The organism is Roseateles sp. GW823-FHT07B05 (assembly GCF_058794515.1).
Window position 1 is genome coordinate 16392 of the sequence record NZ_JBXAGX010000010.1, and the last position, 22685, is coordinate 39076.

Here is a 22685-nt window from a genome sequence, read left to right on the forward strand (position 1 = left end):
GTTTCCCCTTGTATCGGCCCCGGGCCTAGAAACTTGAGCGGGAATTGGCGGGTTTTTCCGGCCAGTTCGGGCCTTCACCCCGGGGATGTGTGGCGCATTGCTCACAACAGCAGCTCCACGCGGCGCTCGCCGACGGCGCGACCGGCGGCGATGCGACCGCTGTCGAAGCGCACGCGCACGTCCTGCCCCTCGATGCCGGCGGACAGCGCCTGCGCCTCGGACGCCACCGAAAAACCGGGGCCGACGGCCAGCACCTGCACCGTCTCACCCGCGGCAAACCACTGCCGCGACTTCAACGCCGGCGCGCGCAGCGCCTCGGCCGCGCCGAGCGGGCGGGCCAGCGTGCGGCCGATGAGCTGGGCGGGGTCGGTGAACACGGCGCCGGGTTCGGCAGCAATGTCGATATCGGCCAGCGCCAGATGTTCTTGAGACAAATTCACGCCGGCCGGCAGTGGGCCGCTGGCGACGACGGCCCGACCGAACACGGCCACGCGCACCGGCAGCGTCACGTTCCAGCGCGCCACGCCGTCGGTGCAGCGCAGCCCGATGCGGCTCCTGCCCCAGGCGGCCATGCCGGGCGGCAGATAGGGTTGCACCTGGCGGCACGGCGCCAGGCGCAGGCGCGGGTCCAGCTGGCCGGTCTCCACGGCCACGCGGGTGCCGGGCGGCGCGGTGGCGCGGGCGGCCGTCTCGGCCAGCTGGCGCACGCGCTCGACGAGCGCCGGGTCCAGCACGGCCTGCGCCTGCGCGGCCAGCGCGGCGGTCAGCAGACAAAACAGGGACGCGGTTCGACGCAGCATGGCCGCCACTCTAGAGAGGCTGTCGGCGCTCCCTAGGCCGGAATTGGCCGGCTTTGGCCTTGCTAATCCCGCTCATGTTTTCGGGGCTGGTTCAGACAATTTGCGCAAGGAGCTTGTCCCGCTTCGTTTCCTCGAAAGAGGGCCCCAGATGTTGAACCGACTCACCGACTCGCTGAACTTCCAGACCCAGGCGCTCTCGCTGCGGGCGGAGCGCCAGCGCCTGCTCGCCAGCAACATCGCCAACGCCGACACGCCGGGCTACCAGGCCCGCGACATCAATTTCGCCAAGGCGCTGCGCGAAGCCACCGGCGAGATCGGCACGCCGGGCGCCATGGCCACGACGCAGCGCGGCCACATCGCACCGCTGGCCGGTGCGCGCGGCGAGAGCGGCAAGGACTACGCGCTGCAAAGCCAGACCAGCCTGGACAGCAACGGCGTGGACATGGACCGCGAACGCGCCAGCTTCGCCGACAACACGGTGAAGTACGAGGCCACGCTGCGCTTCATCAACGGCTCCGTGCGCACGACGCTGGACGCGATGAAGTCGCACAACCAGGGCTGAGGAGCTGAACCATGTCGATGTTCCAGATCTTCAATGTCTCCGGCAGCGCGGTCAGCGCGCAGAGCCAGCGGCTCAACGTGGTGGCCAGCAACCTGGCCAACGCCGACACGGTGGCCGGCCCGGACGGACAGGCCTACAAGGCGCGGCAGGTCGTGTTCCAGACGGCACTGATGGGCGCGGGCAACGACAGCGGCAACGCCGGCGTGCGCGTGACCAACATCACCGAGGACCAGACGCCCGGCCGCCGCGTGCACGACCCCAAGCACCCGCAGGCCGACGCCGACGGCTACGTGACCTACTCCAACGTGAACCCGGTGGAGGAGATGGTCAACATGATCTCGGCGTCGCGCTCATACCAGAACAACATCGAAGTCATGAGCACGGCCAAGAGCCTGCTGCTCAAGACGCTGCAACTCGGTCAGTCCTGACCGCTGAGGAACCGCCATGGACGTCACCGCGCTGAACAACAGCACCACCAAGACGCCGACGACCTCGGCCAAGAACGCGGCCGAGACGCAGGACCGCTTCCTGAAGCTGCTCGTCGCGCAGATGAACAACCAGGACCCGCTGAACCCGATGGACAACGCGCAGGTGACGAGCCAGATGGCGCAGATCCAGCAGGTCACCAGCCTGTCGACGCTGGACACCAGCATCAAGAGCCTGGGCGGCCAGCTGGGGCAGATGCAGGCGCTGCAGTCCATCTCGCTGGTGGGCCGCGAGGTCAGCGTGCCCAGCGACAAGATCCAGGTGGTCAAGGGCGAGGACGGCAGCCTCGCCGCCGAAGGCAGCTACGAGCTGGACGGCGCGGCCAAGAACGTGAAGCTGGAGATCCTCAACGGCGCCGGCGCCGTCATCGACACGGTCCAACTGGGCGCCCAGGGCTCGGGCCGCCAGACCTTCTCCTGGGACGCCGGCACCAAGGCCGCCGAAGGGATGGAGGTCAAGTACCGCATCACCGCCACCAACGGCACTGCCGCCGTCCCGTCGACGACCTATGCCTACGACAAGGTCAATGCCGTCTACAGCGAGAACGGCAGCCTCAAGCTGAACCTCGACCGGCTTGGCCCGGTGGACTACACGGCCGTCTCGTCCGTCAACTGAACCCTTACCGCACGACTGCAAGGACTCCCCCATGGCATTCCAGCAAGGCCTCTCCGGGCTCAACGCCGCGTCCAAGAACCTGGACGTCATCGGCAACAACATCGCCAACTCTGGCACCTACGGGGCGAAGGGTTCGCGTGCGGAGTTCGCCGACGTGTACGCCGCCGCGCTGAACGGCGCCGGCCAGAGCCAGATCGGCATCGGCACCACGCTGCAGTCGGTGGCGCAGCAGTTCACGCAGGGCAACATCACGACGACCGAGAACCCCATGGACCTCGCCATCAACGGCGGCGGCTTCTTCCAGGTCAGCGACGGCGTGAACCCGACGCGCTACACGCGCAACGGCCAGTTCAAGGTCAGCAAGGACGGCTTCGTCGTCAACAACGACGGCCTGAAGCTGATGGGCTACCCGGCCAACGGCTCCGGCGTCATCCAGCCCGGCACGGCGACGCCGTTGCAGCTGCCCACCAGCGGCATCCCGCCGGCGGTGACGTCCGAGGTCTCGATGGAGTTCAACCTCGACTCCCGGCTGAAGACCACCGCGCCCGGCGGCGGCCTGGGCACCACCATCGACCTCAAGGACAGCACGACGTACAACAACGCGACGTCCATGACCGTGTACGACGCCAAGGGCCAGGACGTGGCCGTGACGTTCTACTTCCAGCGCGCGGCCGACCCCAGCGGCGCCACGCCGCCCAACGATGTCTGGAACGTCTACGTGACGGCGAACGGTTCCCCGGTGACCGTGGACGCCACCAACGCCGCCATCACGCTGGACGCGAACAACAACCCCACCACGCCCTACACGACGATCACCTTCCCGCCCACGGGCGGCAACCCCGCCACCATCCTGGGCAGCACGCCGGTGCCGCCGGCCACCACCAGCCCGATCAACCTGATCATCCCGGCCGGTACCAGCTCGCGCGGCAACGCCACGCTGCCGATCGGCGACTCGACGACGACGCCGCCCACGGGCATCCAGATCGACCTGACCAAGATCAGCGAGAACGGCAGCAGCTTCGCCGTGACCGACATCAAGCAGGACGGCTACGCACCCGGCCAACTGACCGGCATTACCGTGGCCAGCAACGGCATCGTGCAGGCCCGCTACTCCAACGGCCAGAGCAAGCCCGCCGGCCAGGTCGAGCTGGCGACGTTCCGCAACCCGCAGGGCCTGCAGACCATGGGCGGCAACGTGTGGATCCGCACCGTCGCCTCGGGCGACGCCGTGGTGGGCGTGCCCGGCGACGGCAACATGGGCGCGCTGCAGGCCGGCGCACTGGAGGAAAGCAACGTCGACCTGACCGCCGAGCTCGTCAACATGGTGACGGCCCAGCGCGCCTACCAGGCCAACGCGCAGACGATCAAGACGCAGGACCAGGTCCTGCAGACCATCGTGAATCTGCGCTGATCTCGACACAGGCTGAGGGCGCGCGATGGACCGCATGATCTACCTCTCGATGGCCGGCGCCAAGGCGGCCATGCAGCGGCAGGACGTGCTCTCGCACAACCTCGCCAACGTCACGACCAACGGCTTCCGCGCGGAGCTGCAGGCGTTTCGTGCCGTGCCGGTGCGCGGCGACGGCGCGTCCACGCGTGCGTTCGCGCTGGAAACCACCATCGGCTACAACGATGCGCCCGGCACGCTGACCCCCACCGGCCGCAACATGGACGTGGCCATGCAAGGCAAGGCCTGGCTGGCCGTGCAGGCCAATGACGGCACCGAGGCTTACACCCGCGCCGGCTCGCTGGACGTCAACGCCGAAGGCCTGCTGGTCATGCGCAACGGCATGCCGGTGTTGGGCGACGGCGGTCCGATCAACATCCCGCAGAACAGCGAGGTGTCCATCGGCAGCGACGGCACCATCAGCGCCAAGTCGCCGAATCAGAAGCCGACGACGGTGGGCCGGCTCAAGCTCGTGACGCCCGAGGCCACGGCGCAGCTGACGCGCGGCGACGATGGCCTGTTCCGCGCCGCTGACGGCGACCTGCCCGCCGACCCGGCCGCCCGGCTGCAGGACGGCGCGCTGGAAGGCTCCAACGTCAGCGCCGTCGAGACCATGGTGGCCATGATCGCCGCCGGCCGCCAGTTCGAGCAGCAGATGAAGCTGATGCAGATCGCCCAGACCCAGGGCCAACAGTCCGCCAAGCTGCTTGGCAGTACCTGAGCAGTAGGAAGGAACCCCCACCATGATGCGCTCGCTCTGGATCGCCAAGACCGGCATGGAAGCCCAGCAGACCCAGCTGGACAACATCTCGCACAACCTCGCCAACGTGGCCACCAACGGCTACAAGCGCTCGCACGCGGTGTTCGAGGACCTGATTTACCAGAACATGCGCCAGGCCGGCGCCAACAGCACCGAGCAGACGACGCTGCCCACCGGCCTGCAGGTGGGCCTGGGCGTGCGCCCGGTGGCCACCGCCCGCATCTACACGCAGGGCAACCTGCAGCAAACCAGCAACAACCTGGATCTGGCCATCAAGGGCGACGGCTTCTTCCAGATCCAGATGCCCGACGGCACGACCAACTACACCCGCGACGGCAGCTTCCAGCTCAACGCCAACGGCCAGATGGTCACGAGCAACGGCTACACGGTGCTGCCCGGCATCACGATCCCTCAGAACGCGCAGACGCTAACCATCGGCAACGACGGCACCGTCAGCGTCACGCTGCCCGGCCAGGCCGCTGCACAGACGGTGGGCCAGATCCAGCTGGCCAACTTCGTGAACCCGGCCGGCCTGGACCCCAAGGGTCAGAACCTGTTCGCCGAAACCGCCTCCAGCGGCACACCCAACACCGGCGCGCCCAGCAACAACGGCATGGGTGCGCTGCAGCAGGGTTTCGTGGAGACGTCCAACGTCAACGTCGTCGAGGAACTGGTGCAGATGATCCAGACGCAGCGCGCCTACGAGCTGAACTCCAAGGCCGTGCAGACGTCCGACCAGATGCTGCAGAAGCTCGCCCAGATCTAGCTCCCCCCGTAGCGCTCACGCGCTCCCCCCAGGGGGCGCAGCCGATGGCCCGGCAAAGCCGGCTCCATGGCTGCCGCTGGAGAAGCGGCCAGCTGCGCGGCCTGATGAATGGAGAAATCGTCATGAAGTTTGTTTGCTCCACCACTGTCGTCATCGCTGCGGCATTGCTTGCCGGCTGCGCCACGCCCTACCCCGAGCCGCGCGTGGAGCTGGCGTCCACGCCGGTCGTCAACCTGCCGCAGGTGCAGCCCGTCGCGGCCAGCAACGGCGCCATCTACCAAGGCGCCAGCTACCGGCCGCTGTTCGAGGACCACCGCGCGCGCCTCGTCGGCGACACGCTGACGATCAACATCACCGAGCGCGTGTCGGCGTCGCAGACCAGCACCAGCGAGCTGAGCAAGTCCGGCAGCCTGTCTGCGGGCGTCAGCGCGCTGCCGCTGGTCTCGGGCAACTCCTTCGGCCGCGCCAGCGCCGGCGCCACGTCCGCCAACGACAACAAGGGCAAGGGCAGCAACCAGAACACCAACGAGTTCACCGGCGCCATCACGGCGGTCGTGACCGGCGTGCTGCCCAACGGCCACCTGATGATCAGCGGCGAGAAGCAGATCGGCGTGAACCGCAATGTGGACGTGCTGCGCTTCTCCGGCCAGGTGGACCCACGGTCCATCGGCCAGGGCAACGCGGTGGCGTCCACGGCGGTGGCCAACGTCCGCATCGAGCAACGCGGCCGCGGCGCGACGTCCGACGCTCACGCGGTGGGCTGGCTGTCGCGCTTCTTCCTGAACATCGCGCCGAGCTGATCCGACATTGCTAGCGCTTTCAAGAGCGCGGGCAATGCAGATGCCGACTTCGGCACTGCAGCGGCTGCTGTCGATCGCTTCTTCGAATTCGACGCCCCAAAGCGGGCGTTCAACGTTGGCGCTCAGCGTACGGCGAAGCCGTCCGCTGCGGCAACCGGTTAAGCGGAACTGGTGCTAACTGCATAAGTTGTATGTGTTGACTTGCTTGGCAGCCAACGAGCACTCAAACACGATGGTGACACCCTCTGCGTCGCCGCCGCGGCCCCAGAGTGTGAAGCCCAGTCCATGCGGTGGGGGAACCAGAATGACAAGTTCGCTAGGTTGCTCGGCGGGAAGGTTTGGTGCGTGACGCGAAAAAGACTCCCAGTCCTCCTGCACTGTAGATTGCACGTCAAGGGGATAGTACGGAAGTAGTTCCGGGAAGCCTGCGTATGGCCATGAGTCCGAAGCCTCATTCGGCTCAATGTGCTGAATCACGATTGACTCGCGTGAGAACTCGTACTGAAGCGAGCCACCGGAGTAACGCATTGGGTGCAGGAGCGGAAGATCCCAAATGTAGCGAGGGGGCGCCAAGCACTTGAGGTTGTTGTGGTTGAGCCATGCAATTTGATGCAACGGTCTCGGCAGGCTCAAACCCTTCACCGGCAATTCAAGTGGCCCGCCAAACGTAGAAAACCCGTGCTCAATCGCACGGCCGAATGCGAACGTTTCACCGTGATGGTGGGCGAGGAGGAGGTGAGCTGCCATGCTTCACGTGCCGCTTAATGTTCAAGGTCAGCGGACGGCGAAGCCGTCCGCTGCAGTGACGGGTTGGCCGGCATGAACCACCCGGTGGCTACCCCGTTCCGGGCGACGACAACTACGCCGCTGAACTCACGGTCGGCGATTCGGATATCGCCTTCACCAATGTGTGCAACAGCGAACGCCACGGCTTCTTGAACCGGCAGCAACGCACCCAGCTTGCGATGGACCTCCACCAATACTTCCGGCGAACGGATGTATGCAGCCACGAGGGCTTCCAGCTGAAGGCTGTTGGCCACGACCGCCCACTCCCGCGTCGCATGTTCGATCGGCGGAAAGCGCTGCGTCATGAGTTCGTGGATGCGGCGCGTATTCATGCAGGCCACCGTGCAAGCTCAGCGGACGGCGAAGCCGTCCGATGCAGCAAAAGGTTAAAGCGCAGAGCCGTAAGCACTGCCACTGCTACCAAAGCACAGGAGGTTTGCCTGCTGCACTGTAGCCAGCGAGAAGGAAGCCGAGCGGTACCAACAGCAACCAGAGGAGCCCCGCCCCGAGCGCCATCGCGATAGCGCCGACGGTCGCGCCGAGACCCGCCCCGAGAAGCGCGCGCCGCCAACCGAAAGGATGCCCGTTCCGCGGGAGCACGGCTATGGAGGGAAGCTCTTCAGGCGGAAAGAACCTATGACGGGAATTCCGTGCCATTGCGCTTTAACGTTCGACGTAAGGGGCTGGCCGCAGGCCAGCCCCCTTGACGGAGGGGTTAGACCCCAGGGCGGGTGAAGAAGGCATCGAAGGCTTTTGGCAGTTGCTGCAACGTGACGGCCGCCTTTGCCGCAGAACTGGGGGCTTTGACTTCAATGAATCCAACACGCGTCTCGACATCGTATTCGCCCAGGGCTTGATCGAGGAGGAGGTAGGCGACAGCCATGTAAGTCTTGCGTTGCGCTTCAGTACAGCCTGGGATGAGTACCGTCAGGCCTGCCTTTGCACCGTCTGCCTGGATGAGGACGGTTACGGCATTGGCCTTTACGGAAATGCCCCCGTACTCAAGATCGAACGGATCGCGCCGTGGACGGAACTTGATGACTGTCCACTTAGGAAGAGGTGGTGCTGCCGCAAAGAGGCCTTCGACCTTCGGAAATGCTTCCCGAATGCCGTCGGCGCTGATGATGAACTCCCTCTTGCCGCCCTGGATGGGGCCAAACTCAAATGTGAGGCTCGGATGAACCTTCTGCATTTGCACGGCCAACAGATCAAATGTTCTTTCCTGATCCGCTTCGAAGTTGAAGAGCATCTGCTGGTTCTGCTGGAACCACTTCCAGAAGTCAGATTCAGGCGTCGCTTGTGCCCTCCCGCCGAAAAGACCAAGGATCGCGGTCAGCACTGCTAGCGTTGCGTGTCTGAATTTCATGGGGTCTAACGTGTTGTAGACCGCAGGTCGGCGCGGCCTATCACGGCGACCCGCGCAGTAACAGGTCGCCTTGCAAGCGATCCAAGTGCTTGTCGGGCCTGGCCTTTCATTTCATTTGACTGTTCATTCATACAGTACTAAATTCCCCATCAAAAGCCGCGTCCGTTACAAACTTGCTTGGCCGGTTTGCGGCCCCGCCAAGCGGAGGCTGCCATGTTGCCTGCCGTCGTGCGTCCAGCCATTCCTCGCGCGGCCTTGCGCCCGAGCACGTCTGTCAATTTACCGCCGTTGCGCGCCGTTAGGCTGCTCGACCAATTGCGTTAGCGCGTGCGGATGTTGCACTACAGCAGGCGCACCGAGCAGGCGTACTTGTACTGGTCGCGCGCATTCATCCGGTTCCACGGCCTGCGCCATCCGGCAGAGATGGGTGGCCCCGAGGTCGAGGCTTACCTGACCTATTCGGCATCAGACCGCGGGCTGTCTCCGTCCAGCCATCGTCAGGCCTTGTCTGCACTCCTGTTTCTCTACGGCAAGGTGCTGGGCCTCCAGTTGCCCTGGATGCAGGAGATCGGTCGTCCGGTGCCCAAGCGGCGCTTGCCCGTTGTGCTCAGTGTCGATGAGGTGTTGTCGGTGCTGGCCAGGTTGCAGGGTGAGCATCAACTGCTCGCGCGACTGCTGTACGGCACCGGGTTGCGCATCACCGAGGCCATAAGCCTGCGGGTCAAGGACATCGACTTTGCGCAACGCGCGATCTACGTGCGTCAAGGCAAGGGAGGCAAGGACCGCGTGGTGATGCTGCCGCAATCCTTGGTCTCCCCACTGCGAGAGCAGCTGGGTCGGGTTCGCCAGATTTGGGTGGCCGACGTGGAGTCAGGGCATGCCGGGGTGGAGCTGCCGCATGCGCTGGAGCGCAAGTACCCGCGGGCCGGTGTCAGCTGGGGATGGTTCTGGGTCTTCCCTCAGGACCATCATTCCACTGATCCCCGCAGCGGCGTCTTTCGCCGGCACCATCTCTACGACGAGACCTTTCAGCGCGCGTTCAAGCGCGCGGTTCACGCTGCCGCCATCGACAAACCGGCGACGCCGCACACGCTGCGGCACTGTTTTGCGACCCATCTGCTTCAGGCAGGAAGCGACATCCGCACCGTGCAGGAGTTGCTCGGGCATGCCGACGTGGCGACGACCATGATCTACACCCATGTGCTCAAGATGGGCGGCGGCGCCGTGCGCAGCCCGCTGGATTGCCTGCCAACTACCGAACTGCCGCAAGGCGGACCTTGGTGAACTTCCGCAATCAGCCTATTGAGGCCACTCAGCCCTTGATCGATCCCAGGTAATCCACCGCTAGGTTGGCCAGCGCCCGCACCCCCACCTCCAGCCCGCGCTCGTCGACGACGAAGCGCGGCGAATGGTTGGAGTAGGCCTTGCTCGGCTCGATCTCGGGCGGCGTCACGCCGACGAAGAAGAACAGGCCCGGGATCAGGCGCTGGAAGAACGAGAAGTCCTCCGCGCCGGTGGCCTTGGGCACGACTTCGATGCCCATGGGCCGCGGGCCAGTGGATGCCACGCGCGTCAACGTGGGCACCATGGCTTCGGTCAGCACCGGGTCATTGCGCGTGACGGGGTAGTTCTTCGTGATGCAGACCTGGCAGGTCGCCCGCGACGCGGTGGAGATGCCCTCGGCCAGCGTCGTGATGCGCTCGTGGATGGCGTCGCGCATGCCCTCGTCGAAGCTGCGGATGGTGCCGCGCATCTCCACCGAGTCCGGGATGATGTTCTCGCGCACGCCGCCCTTGATGGCGCCGATGGTGACGACCGCCGGCTCGCGGTTCAGGTCCAGCGTGCGGCTGACGATGGTCTGCAGGCCCAGCACGATCTGCGCCGACGTGACGATGGGGTCCACCCCCAGCCACGGCGCCGCGCCGTGCGTCTGCTTGCCGCGCACGGTGATCTTGAGCTTGTCGCTGCTGGCCATCGTCGGGCCGGGCCGGTAGCCGATGACGCCGGCAGGCTGGCGCGACGTGACATGCAGGCCGAAGATCGCGCCGGGCGTGGGGCGCTCCAGCACGCCCTCCTTGATCATCAGCGCCGCGCCGCCCTCCTCGCCCTCGGGCGGCATTTCCTCGGCGGGCTGGAAGATGAACTTCACGCTGCCGGGGATGTCGTCGCGCAGCCCGGCCAGGATGCTGGCCACGCCCATCAGGATGGCCACATGGCAGTCGTGCCCGCAGGCATGCATGACGCCCACCTCCTCGCCGTTCCACACCGCGCGGGCCTTGGATGCAAACGGCAGCTCCACCTCCTCGGTGACGGGCAGCGCGTCCATGTCGGCCCGCAGCGCTACCACGCCCCCTGGCTTGCCGCCCTTGAGCAGCCCGACGACGCCGGTGTGCGCCACGCCGGTCTTGACGTCGTCGAAGCCCAGCGCGCGCAGGTGCTCGGCGACGAGGGCGGCGGTGCGGAACTCGCGGTTGCCCAGCTCGGGGTGGGCATGCAGGTCTCGCCGCCAGGCGATGACCTGGGCTTCCAGGGCCGCGGAGGCGGCGTCGATGCGGTCAGCAAGGGTCATGCGAGGGCTCGGGCGCAATGCACTGCGGCCAGTATGGCGTCAGGCGCGCGGCACGAGGCGGTTCAGGTCTTGCCTGGCCCAGGCGCGTTGCGCGGCCACCGCAAAAACCAGCGCCAGGGCCAGCTCGGCCACCAGCAGGACCGCCCCGCGCTGCAGCGCCAGGCCCAACACCCGCGCCAGCCCCGCCAGCAGCACGGCGGCCACGCCGAGGCTCAGGCTGCCCAGCCCCTGGCGCCAGCTGCTGTTGCGCTCGCCACGCAACCAAAGCGACCACGCCATGGCCAGCAGCACGTCGCCCATCACCGGAGCCCAGGCGCTGAGCTGCACGGCGCGCAGATCCGGCTTGCTGACGGCCATGCTGATCGCCAGCGCGACGGAAACGCAGACCGCCGCGTTGAGCAGCGAGCCCACCACCATGCGCCGCGCCCAGCGGCCGGCCGACAGCCCGCCCGGCGCCAACCGCGCCCGCCAATGCAGCGGCGGACCGATGACCGCTGTGTGGACGAACACGCCCAGCACCAGAATCCACAGGCCGGCAAAGGCGATGTCCCAGCCACTCGCGTAGGCCGCTCCCCACGCATGGAAACGCCAGTGTGCGGCCTGCACCAGCGCCTGCGGCACCAGCAGGCAGGCCACCCACAGGGCGCCGCTGGGGTGGCGCAGGTCGACTTGCTGCCAGGTCGGCACCGAGCGCCAGCGCCACCACCCGCCGTGCCAGCGCCAGGTCGGCCTGGCCCGCACCCGGGTGCCTGCCGGCGAGGCCCACCTGCGATGCAGCCGCTCACCCAGCACCGCCCCCGCCAGCACGGTGGCGGCCACGGCCAGCAGCACGCCAGCGGCCATCGCCAGCAGGTCCCACCCCGGCTGCAGCCACGCCAGCCCGATCAGCATCAGCAGCGGTCCCACGATGCCGCGGGCAGCCAGTTGCCCCAGCAGCCGGTTGGACGCCCGGCGCACCCGCTGCAGCGCCGCCGACGGCGCCACACGCCGCCGCCAACGCGCCGACGCCGCGGCATGCACGCCGCTGATGACGGCCGCGCCCGACAGCATCAACAGCGCCTGCAGCACCATGACGATGCCCAGCAACACCACGCTGCGCACGCCGGCCCAGGCCAGTGCCCAGCCCAGCAGAGCCGCCAGGAACGACAGCAGGCTGGGCAGCAGCAGCGTGGCGCCGAGCCGGACTTCCTCGACCTGCGCGAGCCGGTGGGTGGCGGCGGTCATGAGTTCAGCAGCTCCAGCAGGTCTTCCATGCCCAGCGCCGGCGAGGCCGCCGCAGCTGGGTGCTGGCGGGCATCCACCAGCAGCTGCCCGCTGGCCCAGTGCAGCTCGCCCGGCTGCAACTGCGCCGGGCGCTCGGGGCTGGGCAGGCAGCGCAGGTGCTCGACCGCCTCGTCCCACTCGACGAACAGCTGCAGCCGGCCCTCGCGCAGGAACATCACGTGGCTGACGACGCGCTCCAGGTCGCTCAGCAGGTGGCTGGACACCAGCACCGTGCGCGGCGCGGGCTTGTGGCGCATCGCGAACAGCGCGCGCATGAAGTCGCGGCGCGAGATCGGGTCCAGGCTGGCCACCGGCTCGTCCAGCAGCAGCAGGTCGGGGTCGTGCGCCAGCGCCAGCACGACGGCCAGCTTCTGCTGGTCGCCCAGCGACAGCGACGCGGCGCGCTGGCCCAGGCTCAGGTCCAGCCGCGCGGCCAGCGTGGCGGCGTCGCGCAGGTTCATGCCGGGGTAGACGGCGGCCATCTCGTCCAGGTGCTCCAGGCCCGTCAGGCGCGGGAACAGGTCCGGCGTCTGCGCCGCGTAGCCGAGACGTTCGAGCAGGGCGTCGGGCAGCGCGCGGCTGGGCGCGCCGAGCAGCCAGGACTCGCCCGCGCTGGGCGTCGTCAGGCCCAGCAGGCAGCGCATCAGCGTGCTCTTGCCGGCGCCGTTGCGGCCCACCAGGCCCACGACGGCGCCCTCGGGGATGGCGAAGCTGATACCGTCCAGCAGCCGGGGCCGCGCCGCGCTCCAGGCGCCGTCGTCGCAGTCCAGGCCGAGCTGGCGGGCTTCCAGGGCATGGCTCATGGGTTGTTCTCCTCGGGAATGTCTTGCAACGCGCGCTCGAAAGCCGCCAGCGCCACCGCCGGCGTGATGCCCAGCTGGGCCGCCTGCCGCGCCGCGTTAGCCAGTGCCGGCGCGAGCAGCGCCATGCGGTCGGCCGACGCGCCGGCGGCCTGCACGCCGGCCGCCACCACCATGCCGACGCCACGGCGGCGCTCCAGCAGGCCCTCGGCCTCCAGCAGGCTGTAGGCCTTGCTGACAGTCATGGGGTTGATGGCATGGCGCTCGGCAACGGCGCGTACGCTGGGCAGCTCGTCGCCCGGCCCCAACTGCCCGCCGGCCACGAGGCGCTGCACCTGCTCCACCACCTGCCGGTAGATTGGCGTGGCGAGCTGCGGCTGGATGTCGAAGAAGGCCGAGGGGCTGGGCATGCGTATCAGTGTATTACTTACACAATACACATGACAAGCCTATCGCGCGCTACCCGCCGGTGAGTCGCCTCAGCCGGCGCTTGAAGTCCAGCCACTGCTTGCCGCGGGAGCGGTCGATGCGCTTCACGTCGATGAGCGTGAAGGCGCCGCAGCCCGTCAGCGTGTGCAGGCCGGCGGTGTGCGTGGTGCTGGCGAGGTCGCCGGTCAGGCGCTCGGCGCCCGCCTCGATGACGACGCGCTCGGGTGTCAGCTGCAGCAGGCGCAGCAGCCGGGTGGCGCTGCCATAGCCGGCGGCACAGTCCTGCACGGGCAACGTCAGCACGCCGTCGCGCGCGATGAACGGCCGGCCGGCCGGCCGCGCGCCGTCGCGGGCCACGCGCACCGGGTTGCCGGCCAGCGGCGTCCACGGGCCGGTGATCGCGGGCGCATGCGCCACGTGCAACTCGCGCTGGTCGCGCGCCTGCGGGCCCACCAGCGTGTAGAACATCCACCAGCGGCCGTCGTGCTCGACGAGCGACGCATCGGCGATGGGCCCGGCCAGCAGCTGGCCGTGGCGCTCCCAGCGGTCCAGCGACGCGTCGGTGGCGCGGTACAGCGCCACCTCACCAGCCTGGAAGCTCTCCGGCACCATCCAGGTCTCGCCGCCATGCTCGAAGACCTGCGGGTAGGACAGGTGGAACGGCAGGTCCAGCACCGTCGAGCGGCCGCGCCAGTGCAGGTCGGCCAGCGCGAACTCGTGGCGCTCGATGTGGGCACGCTTGATGCGGTAATCGAACGCCTCGACGAACACATGCAGCGCGTCGCCGCGCGCCAGGCCGAAGGGGTCGGCCAGGTAGCGCCAGCGGCCGGCGTCGGGCAGCCAGGTGATGCGGTCACGCACGGCGCTCAGCGCGCGGGCGTCGATGTCTTCAACGGGGATGGGAACGATGCCGACCTGCCAGAAGTCGGTGCGGGGTCGTTTGAACATCAAACGATGATCGCTTCTTCTTCGTCCTCGAAGTGTTGAGCCTGGGCGGCACGGTGGGCGATGACGTCACGGTAGAAGCCCAACGTGCGGTTCACCGCATTGCCGCGGTCATAGGCCGCCGTGGCGTAGCTGACGCCGCGCGACGCGATCGGTAGGTTGCGCAGCACCCGCAGTTCTTCGGCGATGGCGATGCCGAGCAGGTCGGCGTTGCCCACCGGCACGAGGCGGGCCGGCTGTCCGGCCAGCATCTCCTGCGGGCCCTGCGTGGCCGTGGACAGCACCGGACGGCCGGCGCGCATGGCTTCGAGAATGGCCAGCGGGAAAGCTTCCTCCCGCGACGGCGACACGAACAGGTCGAAGGACTTGAGTGCCTGGTCGACATCGCTGCGGTAGCCCAGCAGGCGGATGCGCTCGTCGCCGGCGGCCAGCGCCTTCAGCTGCGCCACGTCCGGGCCCTCGCCCAGGATGGCCAGCACGGCGTCGACGGGCGCGTGGGCCCTGAAACCCTGGATCAGGAGGTCCATGCCCTTGCTGACATGCAGGCGGCCGACGCTACCCACCAGCAATTGCTGGGGCACCAGGCCCAGTTCGGCGCGCAGGTCGGTGCGGCGGGCGGCGGGCGCAGCATCGCGCTCAGGCGCCCAGTTGTAGATGACGCTCGCCAGTGCCGCACCCTTGGGCAGACTTTCGTGCTGGGCACGGTTCACGCAGACGAGGCCATCAAGCCGCGCATGGTGGTGGGCCTTGTAGCCCACGTGCAGCGTGCCGATGCGGGCCGACCGGCGGGCATGAGCGGCGGCCTTGCAGGCCGGGCCCAGGTGGCCGTGGACGACATCGGCGCCCAACCGGTGCGCCAGCGCGGCGACGCGCCAGCCGCGCAACAGCGGCAGCTTCAGCCCGTGGAAGGTCACGCCCCGGGCCAGTGCGCCGGCGACGGCGGAGCCCGCCGAACCGATGACGTGGACACGGTGGCCCAGCGCCGCCTGGGCGTTGGCAAGGTCGATGCAATGGCGCTCACCACCCGCGATACGGGACGAGAACACGACATGAACCAGGGTCAGCGGTTCGGGAAACGGGGGCATGGCAGGTCTTGCGCGGATGCAACGGAAGTCGGTACGCAAAACTTTACCGATCTACACATTCAGAAACCTGTCCCGCCATCCCCCCTACTTCGGCGGGCATATGAGAGGAAACCCGCCCAAATCGCGCGATATCACCGTGATCAATCAAAATCGATCACCGCGCGATCACCGATCGGCGGCGGACGGACGGGCCATGAGCCGGCGCTGCCCTGTGGCGGATGTGCCGTGTAGGGGTTGACAGAATGTCACGCGACCTTGCCGCCAACCTGAACCCAAGCTTGCGCGGCGCTGAGCGTCAGCCCATCCCGGGCGCCGGCCCGGCTGGGAAATGCGGGGCGGTCCACGCCCTTTTCCGCGGCTTCGCGGGCTCAAGCCTCCGCAGAATCGGTCGAGTGAAGTTCCTGCAAGCCCTCCTCCTCAGCCTGGCCCTCGTGCTGGCGCCCTTCTCCCATGCCGCGCGCATCAAGGAAGTCGCCTCCGTGGCCGGGGTCCGCTCCAACCCGTTGACGGGCTACGGTCTGGTCGTCGGCCTGGACGGCACGGGCGACCAGACCACGCAGGCGCCGTTCACCGGCCAGAGCCTGACGGCCATGCTGCAGCAGTTCGGCGTGCTGCTGCCCCAGGGCATCACCATGCAGCCGCGCAACATCGCCGCCGTCATGGTGACGGCCTCGCTGCCGCCGTTCGCGCAGCCGGGCCAGCAGCTGGACATCAACGTCTCCTCCATCGGCAATGCCAAGAGCCTGCGCGGCGGCACGCTGATCGCGACGCCGCTGCGTGGCGCGGACGGCCAGATCTACGCCATCGCGCAGGGCAACCTGGTGGTCGGCGGCGCCGGCGCGTCGGCCGGCGGCTCCAAGGTGCAGATCAACCACCTCAGCGCCGGCCGCATCCCGGCGGGCGCCCTCGTCGAGCGCTCGGTGCCCACGCCGCTGGCCAACGGCGACGCCATCCAGCTCGACCTGAACAGCAGCGATTACGCCACCGCCCGCGCCGTCGCGCAGGCCATCAACAAGCTCAAGGGCGCCGGCACCGCGCAGGCGCTGGACGGCCGCGTCGTGCGCGTGAAGGCGCCCACCGCGCCAGACGACCGCGTCGCCTTCCTGGCCGACGTCGAGAACCTGCCCGTCGACCTCGCGCCGGCCGCCGCGCGCGTGGTCATCAACGCCCGCACCGGCTCCATCGTCATGAACCAGGCCGTCACGCTGTCGTCCTGCGCCGTGGCGCACGGCAGCCTGTCGGTCACGATCAGTTCCACACCCATCATCAGCCAGCCCAACGCGCTGTCCGGCGGGCAGACGACGGTGGCCGAGAAGGCCGACATCGCCATCCGCCAGGAGCCGGGCAGCCTCATCCAGCTGCCGGCCGGTGCGCGGTTGTCAGACGTCGTCAAGGCGCTGAACTCGCTCGGCGCCACGCCCCAGGACTTGCTCGCCATCCTGCAGGCCATGAAGAGCGCGGGCGCCCTCAACGCGGAACTTGAGGTGATCTGATGTCCTCGTCCTTCCAGTCCATCTCCGGCCAAAGCCTCGGTGGCGTCGACGCCCTGAACGGGCTGAAGGCGCAGGCCTCGCGCGACCCCAAGGCGAGCATCCGCGAGACGGCCAAGCAGTTCGAGTCGCTGTTCATGCAGGAAGTCATGAAGAGCATGCGCGCATCCACGCTGTCCAGCGGCATGCTGGACAACAGCGCCACGCAGCTGGGCACCGAGATGCTGGACACCCAGTTCGCCGGCAAGATGTCTGGCCTGCCCGGCGGCCTGTCCGACGCCATCCAGAAGCAGCTGCAGCGCCAGATGGGCGTGCAGGACCTGTCGCCCGAGAACATCCAGAAGAACAGCCAGACGACGCTGGCCCAGGCCCTGCCGGCGCTGGTCACCAAGGGCATTCCGAACCACGTGCAGAGCTTCATCCAGAAGCACGACGCCTCGGCCAAGGCAGCGTCGGCCGCCACTGGCATCCCGGCCAGCTTCATGGTGGCGCAGGCCGCCCACGAGAGCGGCTGGGGCAAGCGCGAGATCACCGGCGCCGACGGCAGCAAGAGCCACAACATCTTCGGCATCAAGGCCACGCCGGGCTGGACGGGCAAGACCGTGGACGTCAAGACCACCGAGGTCATCAACGGCCAGGCCGTCAAGGTGACGGCGAAGTTCCGCGCCTACGGCAGCTACGACGAGGCGTTCAAGGACTACGCGCGGCTGATCAGCAGCAACGACCGCTACGCCAAGGTCGTCGCCCAGGCCCAGAGCGGCAACGCCGCCGGCTTCGCGCGCGGCCTGCAGCAGGCCGGCTACGCGACCGACCCGGCCTACGCCGAGAAGATCGCCCGGACGATTCAAACCACCCAGCGTGTGCAAAGCACGCTGACGGCGTGAGGAACTGAGCCATGGCAGGCCTGCTGACGCTCGGCGCCCGCGCAATGTTCGCCAACCAGGCGGCATTGCAGACCATCGGCCAGAACATCGCCAACGCAAACACCCCGGGCTACTCGCGCCAGTCCGTGGTGCTGACGACCTCGCCGGGGCAATTCACCGGCGCCGGCTTCTTCGGCAAGGGTGTGGACGTGGAAACCGTCGTGCGCTCGCACAACGCGTTCCTGACCAAGGAAGCAGCCACCAGCAAGGCCGCCGCGTCGGCCGACGCGACGCGCGCCGAGCAGCTGTCGCGCATGGAGAAACTGTTCCCGCCCGGCACCGACGGCCTGGGCTACGCGGCCAGCCAGTTCCTGAACGCGATGGTGGACGTCACCAGCCGGCCCAGCGACCCGTCGGCCCGCCAGGTGGCGCTGGGCCGCGCCAACGAGCTGGCCGTGCGCTTCGCCAATGCCGGCCAGCAGCTGACCGACCTGCAGTCCGGCGTCGTCAGCGACCTGAGGGCCTCGGTCACCACGGTCAACCAGCTGGCGCAGCAGATCGCCAATGTGAACGAGCAGATTGCCAAGGTGCGCGGCAGCGGCCACACCCCCAACGACCTGCTGGACCAGCGCGAGCGCCTGATCTCCAACCTCAGCGATTACGTCGCGGTCACGACGCTGCCCGCCGATGACGACACCGTGGGCGTGTTCATCGGCGGCGGCCAGCGGCTGGTGCTGGGCAGTACCGCGTCGACGCTGCAGGTGACCGCCGACCCGTACGACCCCCAACGCGCCCAGCTCTCGCTCGCCGAGGGCGGCCTCACCCGCGCACTGGATGAAAGCGTGCTGACGGGCGGCTCGATGACCGCGCTGCTGGGCTTCCAGAACCGCGACCTGCAGGACGCCCGCAACATGCTCGGCCAGCTGGCGGCAGCCTTCGGCACGCGCATCAACGAGCAGAACGCGCTGGGGCTGGACCTGTCCAACCCGCCGGGCGCGGGCGGCAAGATCTTCAACGTCGCTGCGCCCCGCGTGCTGGCCGCCGGCACAAACGCGCGCGACGCGACGGGCGCCTTCACCAGCGGCGTGGCGGCCACCATCAGCGACGCCTCACAGCTGCAGGCCAGCACCTACACGCTGACCTCGCGCACTGCCGGCAGCTACCAGCTGACGCGGCTCTCCGACGGCCTCGTGCGCGACATCGCCGACGGCGACGTGGTCGACGGTGTGAAGTTCAGCTTCACGCCGGCGCCGCCGCAGCCGGGCGAGAGCTTCCGCATCGAGCCCGTCGGCTCGGCCGCGGTCGAGATGCGCCGCGTGATGGACGACCCCAACGGCATCGCCGCCGCCTCGCCGGTGACGGCCACGGCGGCCATCACCAACAACGGCACGCTGAGCATCGGCAGCATCTACGCCGTGGACCAGGCCCGCATCACCGGCCTGCTGACCCCGGACCCGGCGGACCCGAAGCTGCAGCTCAAGCTGCCCATGGACATCGTCTTCGGTGCCCAGGAGCTCGACGGGGCCGGGCAGCCCACCGGCGGCGTGCTCTACACCATGACGCAGCGGGACGGCACCGCCCTGAACGGCGTCTGGAAGCAGGGGCAGCCCCTCGGCAACGACACCGGCGTCGAGCTCGGCTTCGAGCTGCGCACCAACGGCGTGCCGCGCGCCGGCGACAAGGTCACGGTCGGCAAGACTGTCTACACGGCCACCAACAACGGCAACGCCAAGGCCTACCTCAACATCCAGACGGAGCCCATCGTCGGCGCCCGGACGATCACGAACGCGGACGGCAGCACCACCGACGTTCCCGGCGTCACGATCAACGACGCCTATGCCGCCACGATCAGCGACGTCGGCGCCCGCGTGCAGAGCGCCAGGTACCTGTCGGGCGTGTCCACCTCGGTCGCCAGCGACGCCGAGGCCAACCGCTCGGGCGAGTCGGGCGTCAACCTGGACGAGGAAGCCTCGCGGCTCATGCAATACCAGCAGGCCTACCAGGCCGCCGCCAAGGTGCTGCAGACGGCCCAGTCGCTGTTCGACGAACTGATGCAACTCGCGCGATGACCGCACCACTGACTGAACCCGCGCCCACCGTACGAGGCCACCCATGAGACTCGCCACCGCCAACCTCTTCGATGCCTCCATCGCCAACCTGCAGCGCCGCCAGAACGCCCTCCAGCAGCAGCAGCAGCAACTGACGTCCGGCAAGCGCGTGGCCATGGCCAGCGACGACCCCACCGGCGCCGCGCGCGCCGAGCGCGCGCTGGTGTCCATCGGCCGCGTCGAGGCCAACCAGCGGGCGCTGGAGGCCAGCCGCAACAGCATGACGCTGGCCGAGTCCGCGTTGGGCGACGCCAACGAGCTGCTGCAGCAGGCACGCGAAACCATGGTCGCCGCCGGCAACGCCAGCTATTCCGACGCGGAGCGCGCCGGCCTGGCCACCAAGCTCAAGGGCCTGCGCGACCAGTTGCTGTCCATCGCCAACCGGCCCGACGGCGCGGGCGGCTACCTGTTCTCGGGCCAGGGCGCGTCCACCCCGCCGTTCCTGGACCAGCCGGCCGGCGTCAGCTACATCGGCGTGTCCGGCACCATCCAGACCGGCAACCTCGACGACTTCCAGCTCACCGTGGACGGGCGCAGCGCCTGGGAACAGGCCGGCAGCGGCAACGGCAGCTTCGTCACCGCGCCCAGCGCCATCGTGTCGGACCCCGTCACGGGCAAGACGTCGGTGCAGCTCATCGACCCGGGCGCCACGGCGGCCAACGGCGGCGTGCCCGTCGCCCTGGTCAATGCGACCACCGGCAAGCCGGCCTCGGGCTGGATCGACAACGGTCGCGTCGTCGACCCCGCACAGCTCACCGGTCACAACTACCGCATCGACATCGCCGGCGCCGCGCCCAGCCAGACCTACACGCTGACCGACCAGGACGCCGGCACCGCCGTCAGCGGCACCTTCGAGCCCGGCAAGGCCATCACGGCGGACGGCATGTCGTTCACCATCTCCGGCGCCCCCATCGACGGCGACGCCTTCGCCATCGCCGGGTCCACGACCAACCTCAAGCTCTTCGACACCCTGGACAAGGCCATCGTCGACCTCAACACGCCGCTGCGCAGCCGCAACCAGGTCACGCAGGGCAACGCGCTGGCCGTGCGCGACCTCGACGCCGTCATTGGCAACCTGCAGAGCGCGCGCAGCCAGGTCGGCGAGCGCCTCAACAACCTGGACGGCACCGAAGGCCGCCTCGCCGCGCTCAAGCAGTACAGCGAGCAGGAGCGCAGCGCCGCCGAGGACCTGGACATGGTGCAGGGCATCTCCGACTTCCAGAACCAGCAGACCGGCTACGACACGGCGCTGAAGACCTACGCGATGGTCCAGCGCATGTCGCTGTTCCAGTACCTGCAGGGCTGATTTCGACGCCGCCTGCGGCGGCGCGTGCACCTGTCACGATTTGACGGCACGTCCCCTGGATGGCCGTGGCAGACTGCCGCATCCCACGCCCCCCGCGCCGCGCCATGTCCGACAACACCCCCGCCGCCCTCGACCACGCCATCCTGCCCGGCGTCGCGCTGGGCTACTCACCGGTCATCGATCGCCAGCATGCCGTCGCCGGCACGCGGCTGACACTGGTGCCGCTGCGCCCCGACGCCAAGGTCGACCACGCCGAACTGCTGGCCGCGCTGTCCGCCACCTTCCCCAAGGGCGGCGTCGTCGTCAGCGCGCAGGGCGAGGCGCTGCTCGGCGCGCTGCTGGCCCAGCCGCCGGCCGAGGCCAGCACCATCGAGGTGCCGGCCTTCATCGCCTCCGATGCGGCGCACGCCGACGCCATCGCCGCGCTCAAGGGCGCCGGCCACCGTGGCCTGCTCAAGGGCCTGCCCAGCGCGCCGCTGCCCACCGGCGTCGCCGCCGTCTTCAAGCAGGTGGCGCTGGAGCCCGGCCAGGCCGCGCCGGCCGGCACCGAGCTCGTCTGCAGCGGACTGCGCGGCGCCGAGGCCGTCGAAGACGCCTTCAAGGGTGGCGCCACCGCCGTCATCGGCTGGCCCATGGACGGCCCCTACGAAGCCCAGCCCGGCGCCAAGACCGAGATCGCCGCCGACCTGCAGGTCATCATGGAGCTGATGTCGCGCGTCGACGAGGGCGAGGATGTCGAGCGCCTGGAGCAGACGCTCAAGCGCGACCCGAGCCTGGCCTTCAAGCTGCTGCGCTACATGAACTCCGCCGCCTTCGGCCTGCCGGTGGAGGTGTCCAGCTTCCGTCACGCCATCATGCTGCTGGGCTATGCGCGCCTGAAGCGCTGGCTGGCGCTGCTGCTGACGACCGCCAGCAAGGACCACAGCATGCGCCCCATCATGTATGGCGCCGTGCGCCGCGGGCTCATCATGGAAGAGCTGGCCGCCGGCATGGACGACCGCGAGCAGCGCGACGAGATGTTCATCTGCGGCCTGTTCTCGCTGCTGGACCACATGCTCAAGGCACCGTTCGACAAGCTGCTGCAGAGCATCCCCGTGCCCGAGCGCGTGCGCCAGGCGCTGGTGGAGAACACCGGCCCTTTCCTGCCCTATCTGCAGCTGGTGCAGGCCATCGAGGCCGAGAGCGTGTTCGACTACCGCGAACGCGCCGACGCGCTGATGATCGGCGCCGGCGAGGTCAACGCCTGCATGCTGCGCGCGCTGCACAAGGCTGCTCAACTCGAATGAGATGGAACCCCTCGCCCAATCTCGCGCCGCTGAACGCGGGCGAGCCTGGTCGGTCTTGCAGACCGCGCTGCGGCTCGCGCCGCAGCTCTTCGGCAGGCACATCACGCCCACTGGGCGCGATGTGTCCGGCCTCAGCCCCCGAGGGGACGAGGC

General features: G+C 68.6%; 22 protein-coding genes. 13 read left to right on the top strand and 9 right to left on the bottom strand.

What is annotated here, in order from left to right; translation table 11 throughout:
• Positions 1–101 precede the first annotated feature (101 nt).
• Complete coding sequence (flgA, locus tag AC1Q7O_RS19780; protein WP_492657612.1) at positions 102–800, bottom strand: flagellar basal body P-ring formation chaperone FlgA; 699 nt, start codon at positions 798–800, stop codon at positions 102–104.
• A gap of 148 nt (positions 801–948) precedes the next feature.
• Between flgA and flgB the strand changes: the two genes are divergently transcribed.
• From flgB to AC1Q7O_RS19815, 7 genes are all read left to right on the top strand, one after another.
• Positions 949–1362 (top strand): flagellar basal body rod protein FlgB, encoded by a 414-nt coding sequence (flgB, locus tag AC1Q7O_RS19785; RefSeq protein WP_492657613.1) that lies wholly within the window; start codon positions 949–951, stop codon positions 1360–1362.
• A gap of 11 nt (positions 1363–1373) precedes the next feature.
• On the top strand, positions 1374–1790 hold the full coding sequence (gene flgC, locus AC1Q7O_RS19790) for a flagellar basal body rod protein FlgC (RefSeq protein ID WP_394510742.1): 417 nt from the start codon (positions 1374–1376) through the stop codon (positions 1788–1790).
• Positions 1791–1806: 16 nt separating this feature from the next.
• Positions 1807–2463, top strand: a complete 657-nt coding sequence (locus AC1Q7O_RS19795; RefSeq protein ID WP_492657614.1) for a flagellar hook assembly protein FlgD — start codon at positions 1807–1809, stop codon at positions 2461–2463.
• Between the two features lie 31 nt (positions 2464–2494).
• Positions 2495–3874 (top strand): flagellar hook protein FlgE, encoded by a 1380-nt coding sequence (gene flgE / locus AC1Q7O_RS19800; RefSeq protein ID WP_492657615.1) that lies wholly within the window; start codon positions 2495–2497, stop codon positions 3872–3874.
• A gap of 25 nt (positions 3875–3899) precedes the next feature.
• Positions 3900–4631, top strand: coding sequence for a flagellar basal-body rod protein FlgF (gene flgF, locus AC1Q7O_RS19805; RefSeq protein WP_492657616.1), 732 nt, complete (start codon positions 3900–3902; stop codon positions 4629–4631).
• Between the two features lie 22 nt (positions 4632–4653).
• On the top strand, positions 4654–5436 hold the full coding sequence (gene flgG, locus AC1Q7O_RS19810; RefSeq protein ID WP_394510737.1) for a flagellar basal-body rod protein FlgG: 783 nt from the start codon (positions 4654–4656) through the stop codon (positions 5434–5436).
• Positions 5437–5558: 122 nt separating this feature from the next.
• On the top strand, positions 5559–6236 hold the full coding sequence (locus tag AC1Q7O_RS19815) for a flagellar basal body L-ring protein FlgH (RefSeq protein ID WP_492657617.1): 678 nt from the start codon (positions 5559–5561) through the stop codon (positions 6234–6236).
• A gap of 761 nt (positions 6237–6997) precedes the next feature.
• Here AC1Q7O_RS19815 and AC1Q7O_RS19820 read toward each other — a convergent pair.
• Both AC1Q7O_RS19820 and AC1Q7O_RS19825 read right to left on the bottom strand, forming a co-directional pair.
• The gene (locus tag AC1Q7O_RS19820; protein WP_492657618.1) at positions 6998–7354 is read right to left on the bottom strand and encodes a hypothetical protein; all 357 of its coding nucleotides are present in this window, start codon (positions 7352–7354) and stop codon (positions 6998–7000) included.
• A gap of 383 nt (positions 7355–7737) precedes the next feature.
• A complete protein-coding gene (locus AC1Q7O_RS19825; RefSeq protein WP_492657619.1) occupies positions 7738–8388 on the bottom strand; it encodes a hypothetical protein in 651 nt (216 codons plus the stop codon).
• 333 nt (positions 8389–8721) lie between these two features.
• On the opposite strand from AC1Q7O_RS19825, the gene AC1Q7O_RS19830 reads away from it, so the two are divergent.
• Complete coding sequence (locus AC1Q7O_RS19830; RefSeq protein WP_492657620.1) at positions 8722–9672, top strand: integron integrase; 951 nt, start codon at positions 8722–8724, stop codon at positions 9670–9672.
• Positions 9673–9700: 28 nt separating this feature from the next.
• On the opposite strand, the gene AC1Q7O_RS19835 is transcribed toward AC1Q7O_RS19830, so the two are convergent.
• Genes AC1Q7O_RS19835 through AC1Q7O_RS19860 form a run of 6 tightly spaced genes read right to left on the bottom strand, consistent with a single transcriptional unit; the run spans position 9701 to position 15479 of the window.
• Positions 9701–10957: an amidohydrolase gene (locus AC1Q7O_RS19835; protein WP_492657621.1), complete on the bottom strand. Its 1257-nt coding sequence runs from the start codon at positions 10955–10957 to the stop codon at positions 9701–9703.
• 39 nt (positions 10958–10996) lie between these two features.
• Positions 10997–12181: a hypothetical protein gene (locus AC1Q7O_RS19840; protein ID WP_492657622.1), complete on the bottom strand. Its 1185-nt coding sequence runs from the start codon at positions 12179–12181 to the stop codon at positions 10997–10999.
• Complete coding sequence (locus AC1Q7O_RS19845) at positions 12178–13023, bottom strand: ABC transporter ATP-binding protein (protein WP_492657623.1); 846 nt, start codon at positions 13021–13023, stop codon at positions 12178–12180. The genes AC1Q7O_RS19840 and AC1Q7O_RS19845 overlap by 4 nt, the downstream gene beginning before the upstream one ends.
• Entirely contained in the window at positions 13020–13430 is a 411-nt protein-coding gene (locus tag AC1Q7O_RS19850; RefSeq protein ID WP_492657624.1) for a GntR family transcriptional regulator, read from the bottom strand. Before AC1Q7O_RS19850 ends, AC1Q7O_RS19845 begins: the two co-directional genes overlap by 4 nt.
• A gap of 49 nt (positions 13431–13479) precedes the next feature.
• On the bottom strand, positions 13480–14397 hold the full coding sequence (locus AC1Q7O_RS19855; protein ID WP_492657625.1) for a glucosamine inositolphosphorylceramide transferase family protein: 918 nt from the start codon (positions 14395–14397) through the stop codon (positions 13480–13482).
• Positions 14397–15479 carry a glycosyltransferase gene (locus tag AC1Q7O_RS19860; RefSeq protein WP_492657626.1) on the bottom strand — a complete coding sequence of 361 codons (1083 nt, stop codon included), beginning with the start codon at positions 15477–15479 and terminating at the stop codon, positions 14397–14399. Before AC1Q7O_RS19860 ends, AC1Q7O_RS19855 begins: the two co-directional genes overlap by 1 nt.
• Before the next feature lie 401 nt (positions 15480–15880).
• On the opposite strand from AC1Q7O_RS19860, the gene AC1Q7O_RS19865 reads away from it, so the two are divergent.
• From AC1Q7O_RS19865 to AC1Q7O_RS19885, 5 genes are all read left to right on the top strand, one after another.
• Entirely contained in the window at positions 15881–16972 is a 1092-nt protein-coding gene (locus AC1Q7O_RS19865; protein ID WP_492657778.1) for a flagellar basal body P-ring protein FlgI, read from the top strand.
• Positions 16972–17853, top strand: coding sequence for a flagellar assembly peptidoglycan hydrolase FlgJ (flgJ, locus tag AC1Q7O_RS19870; RefSeq protein WP_492657627.1), 882 nt, complete (start codon positions 16972–16974; stop codon positions 17851–17853). Before AC1Q7O_RS19865 ends, flgJ begins: the two co-directional genes overlap by 1 nt.
• A gap of 11 nt (positions 17854–17864) precedes the next feature.
• Positions 17865–19901 (top strand): flagellar hook-associated protein FlgK, encoded by a 2037-nt coding sequence (gene flgK, locus AC1Q7O_RS19875; protein ID WP_492657628.1) that lies wholly within the window; start codon positions 17865–17867, stop codon positions 19899–19901.
• Between the two features lie 43 nt (positions 19902–19944).
• Positions 19945–21246, top strand: coding sequence for a flagellar hook-associated protein FlgL (flgL, locus tag AC1Q7O_RS19880; protein ID WP_492657629.1), 1302 nt, complete (start codon positions 19945–19947; stop codon positions 21244–21246).
• 104 nt (positions 21247–21350) lie between these two features.
• Positions 21351–22532 (top strand): EAL and HDOD domain-containing protein, encoded by a 1182-nt coding sequence (locus AC1Q7O_RS19885; protein WP_492657630.1) that lies wholly within the window; start codon positions 21351–21353, stop codon positions 22530–22532.
• The last annotated feature ends 153 nt before the right edge of the window (positions 22533–22685 follow it).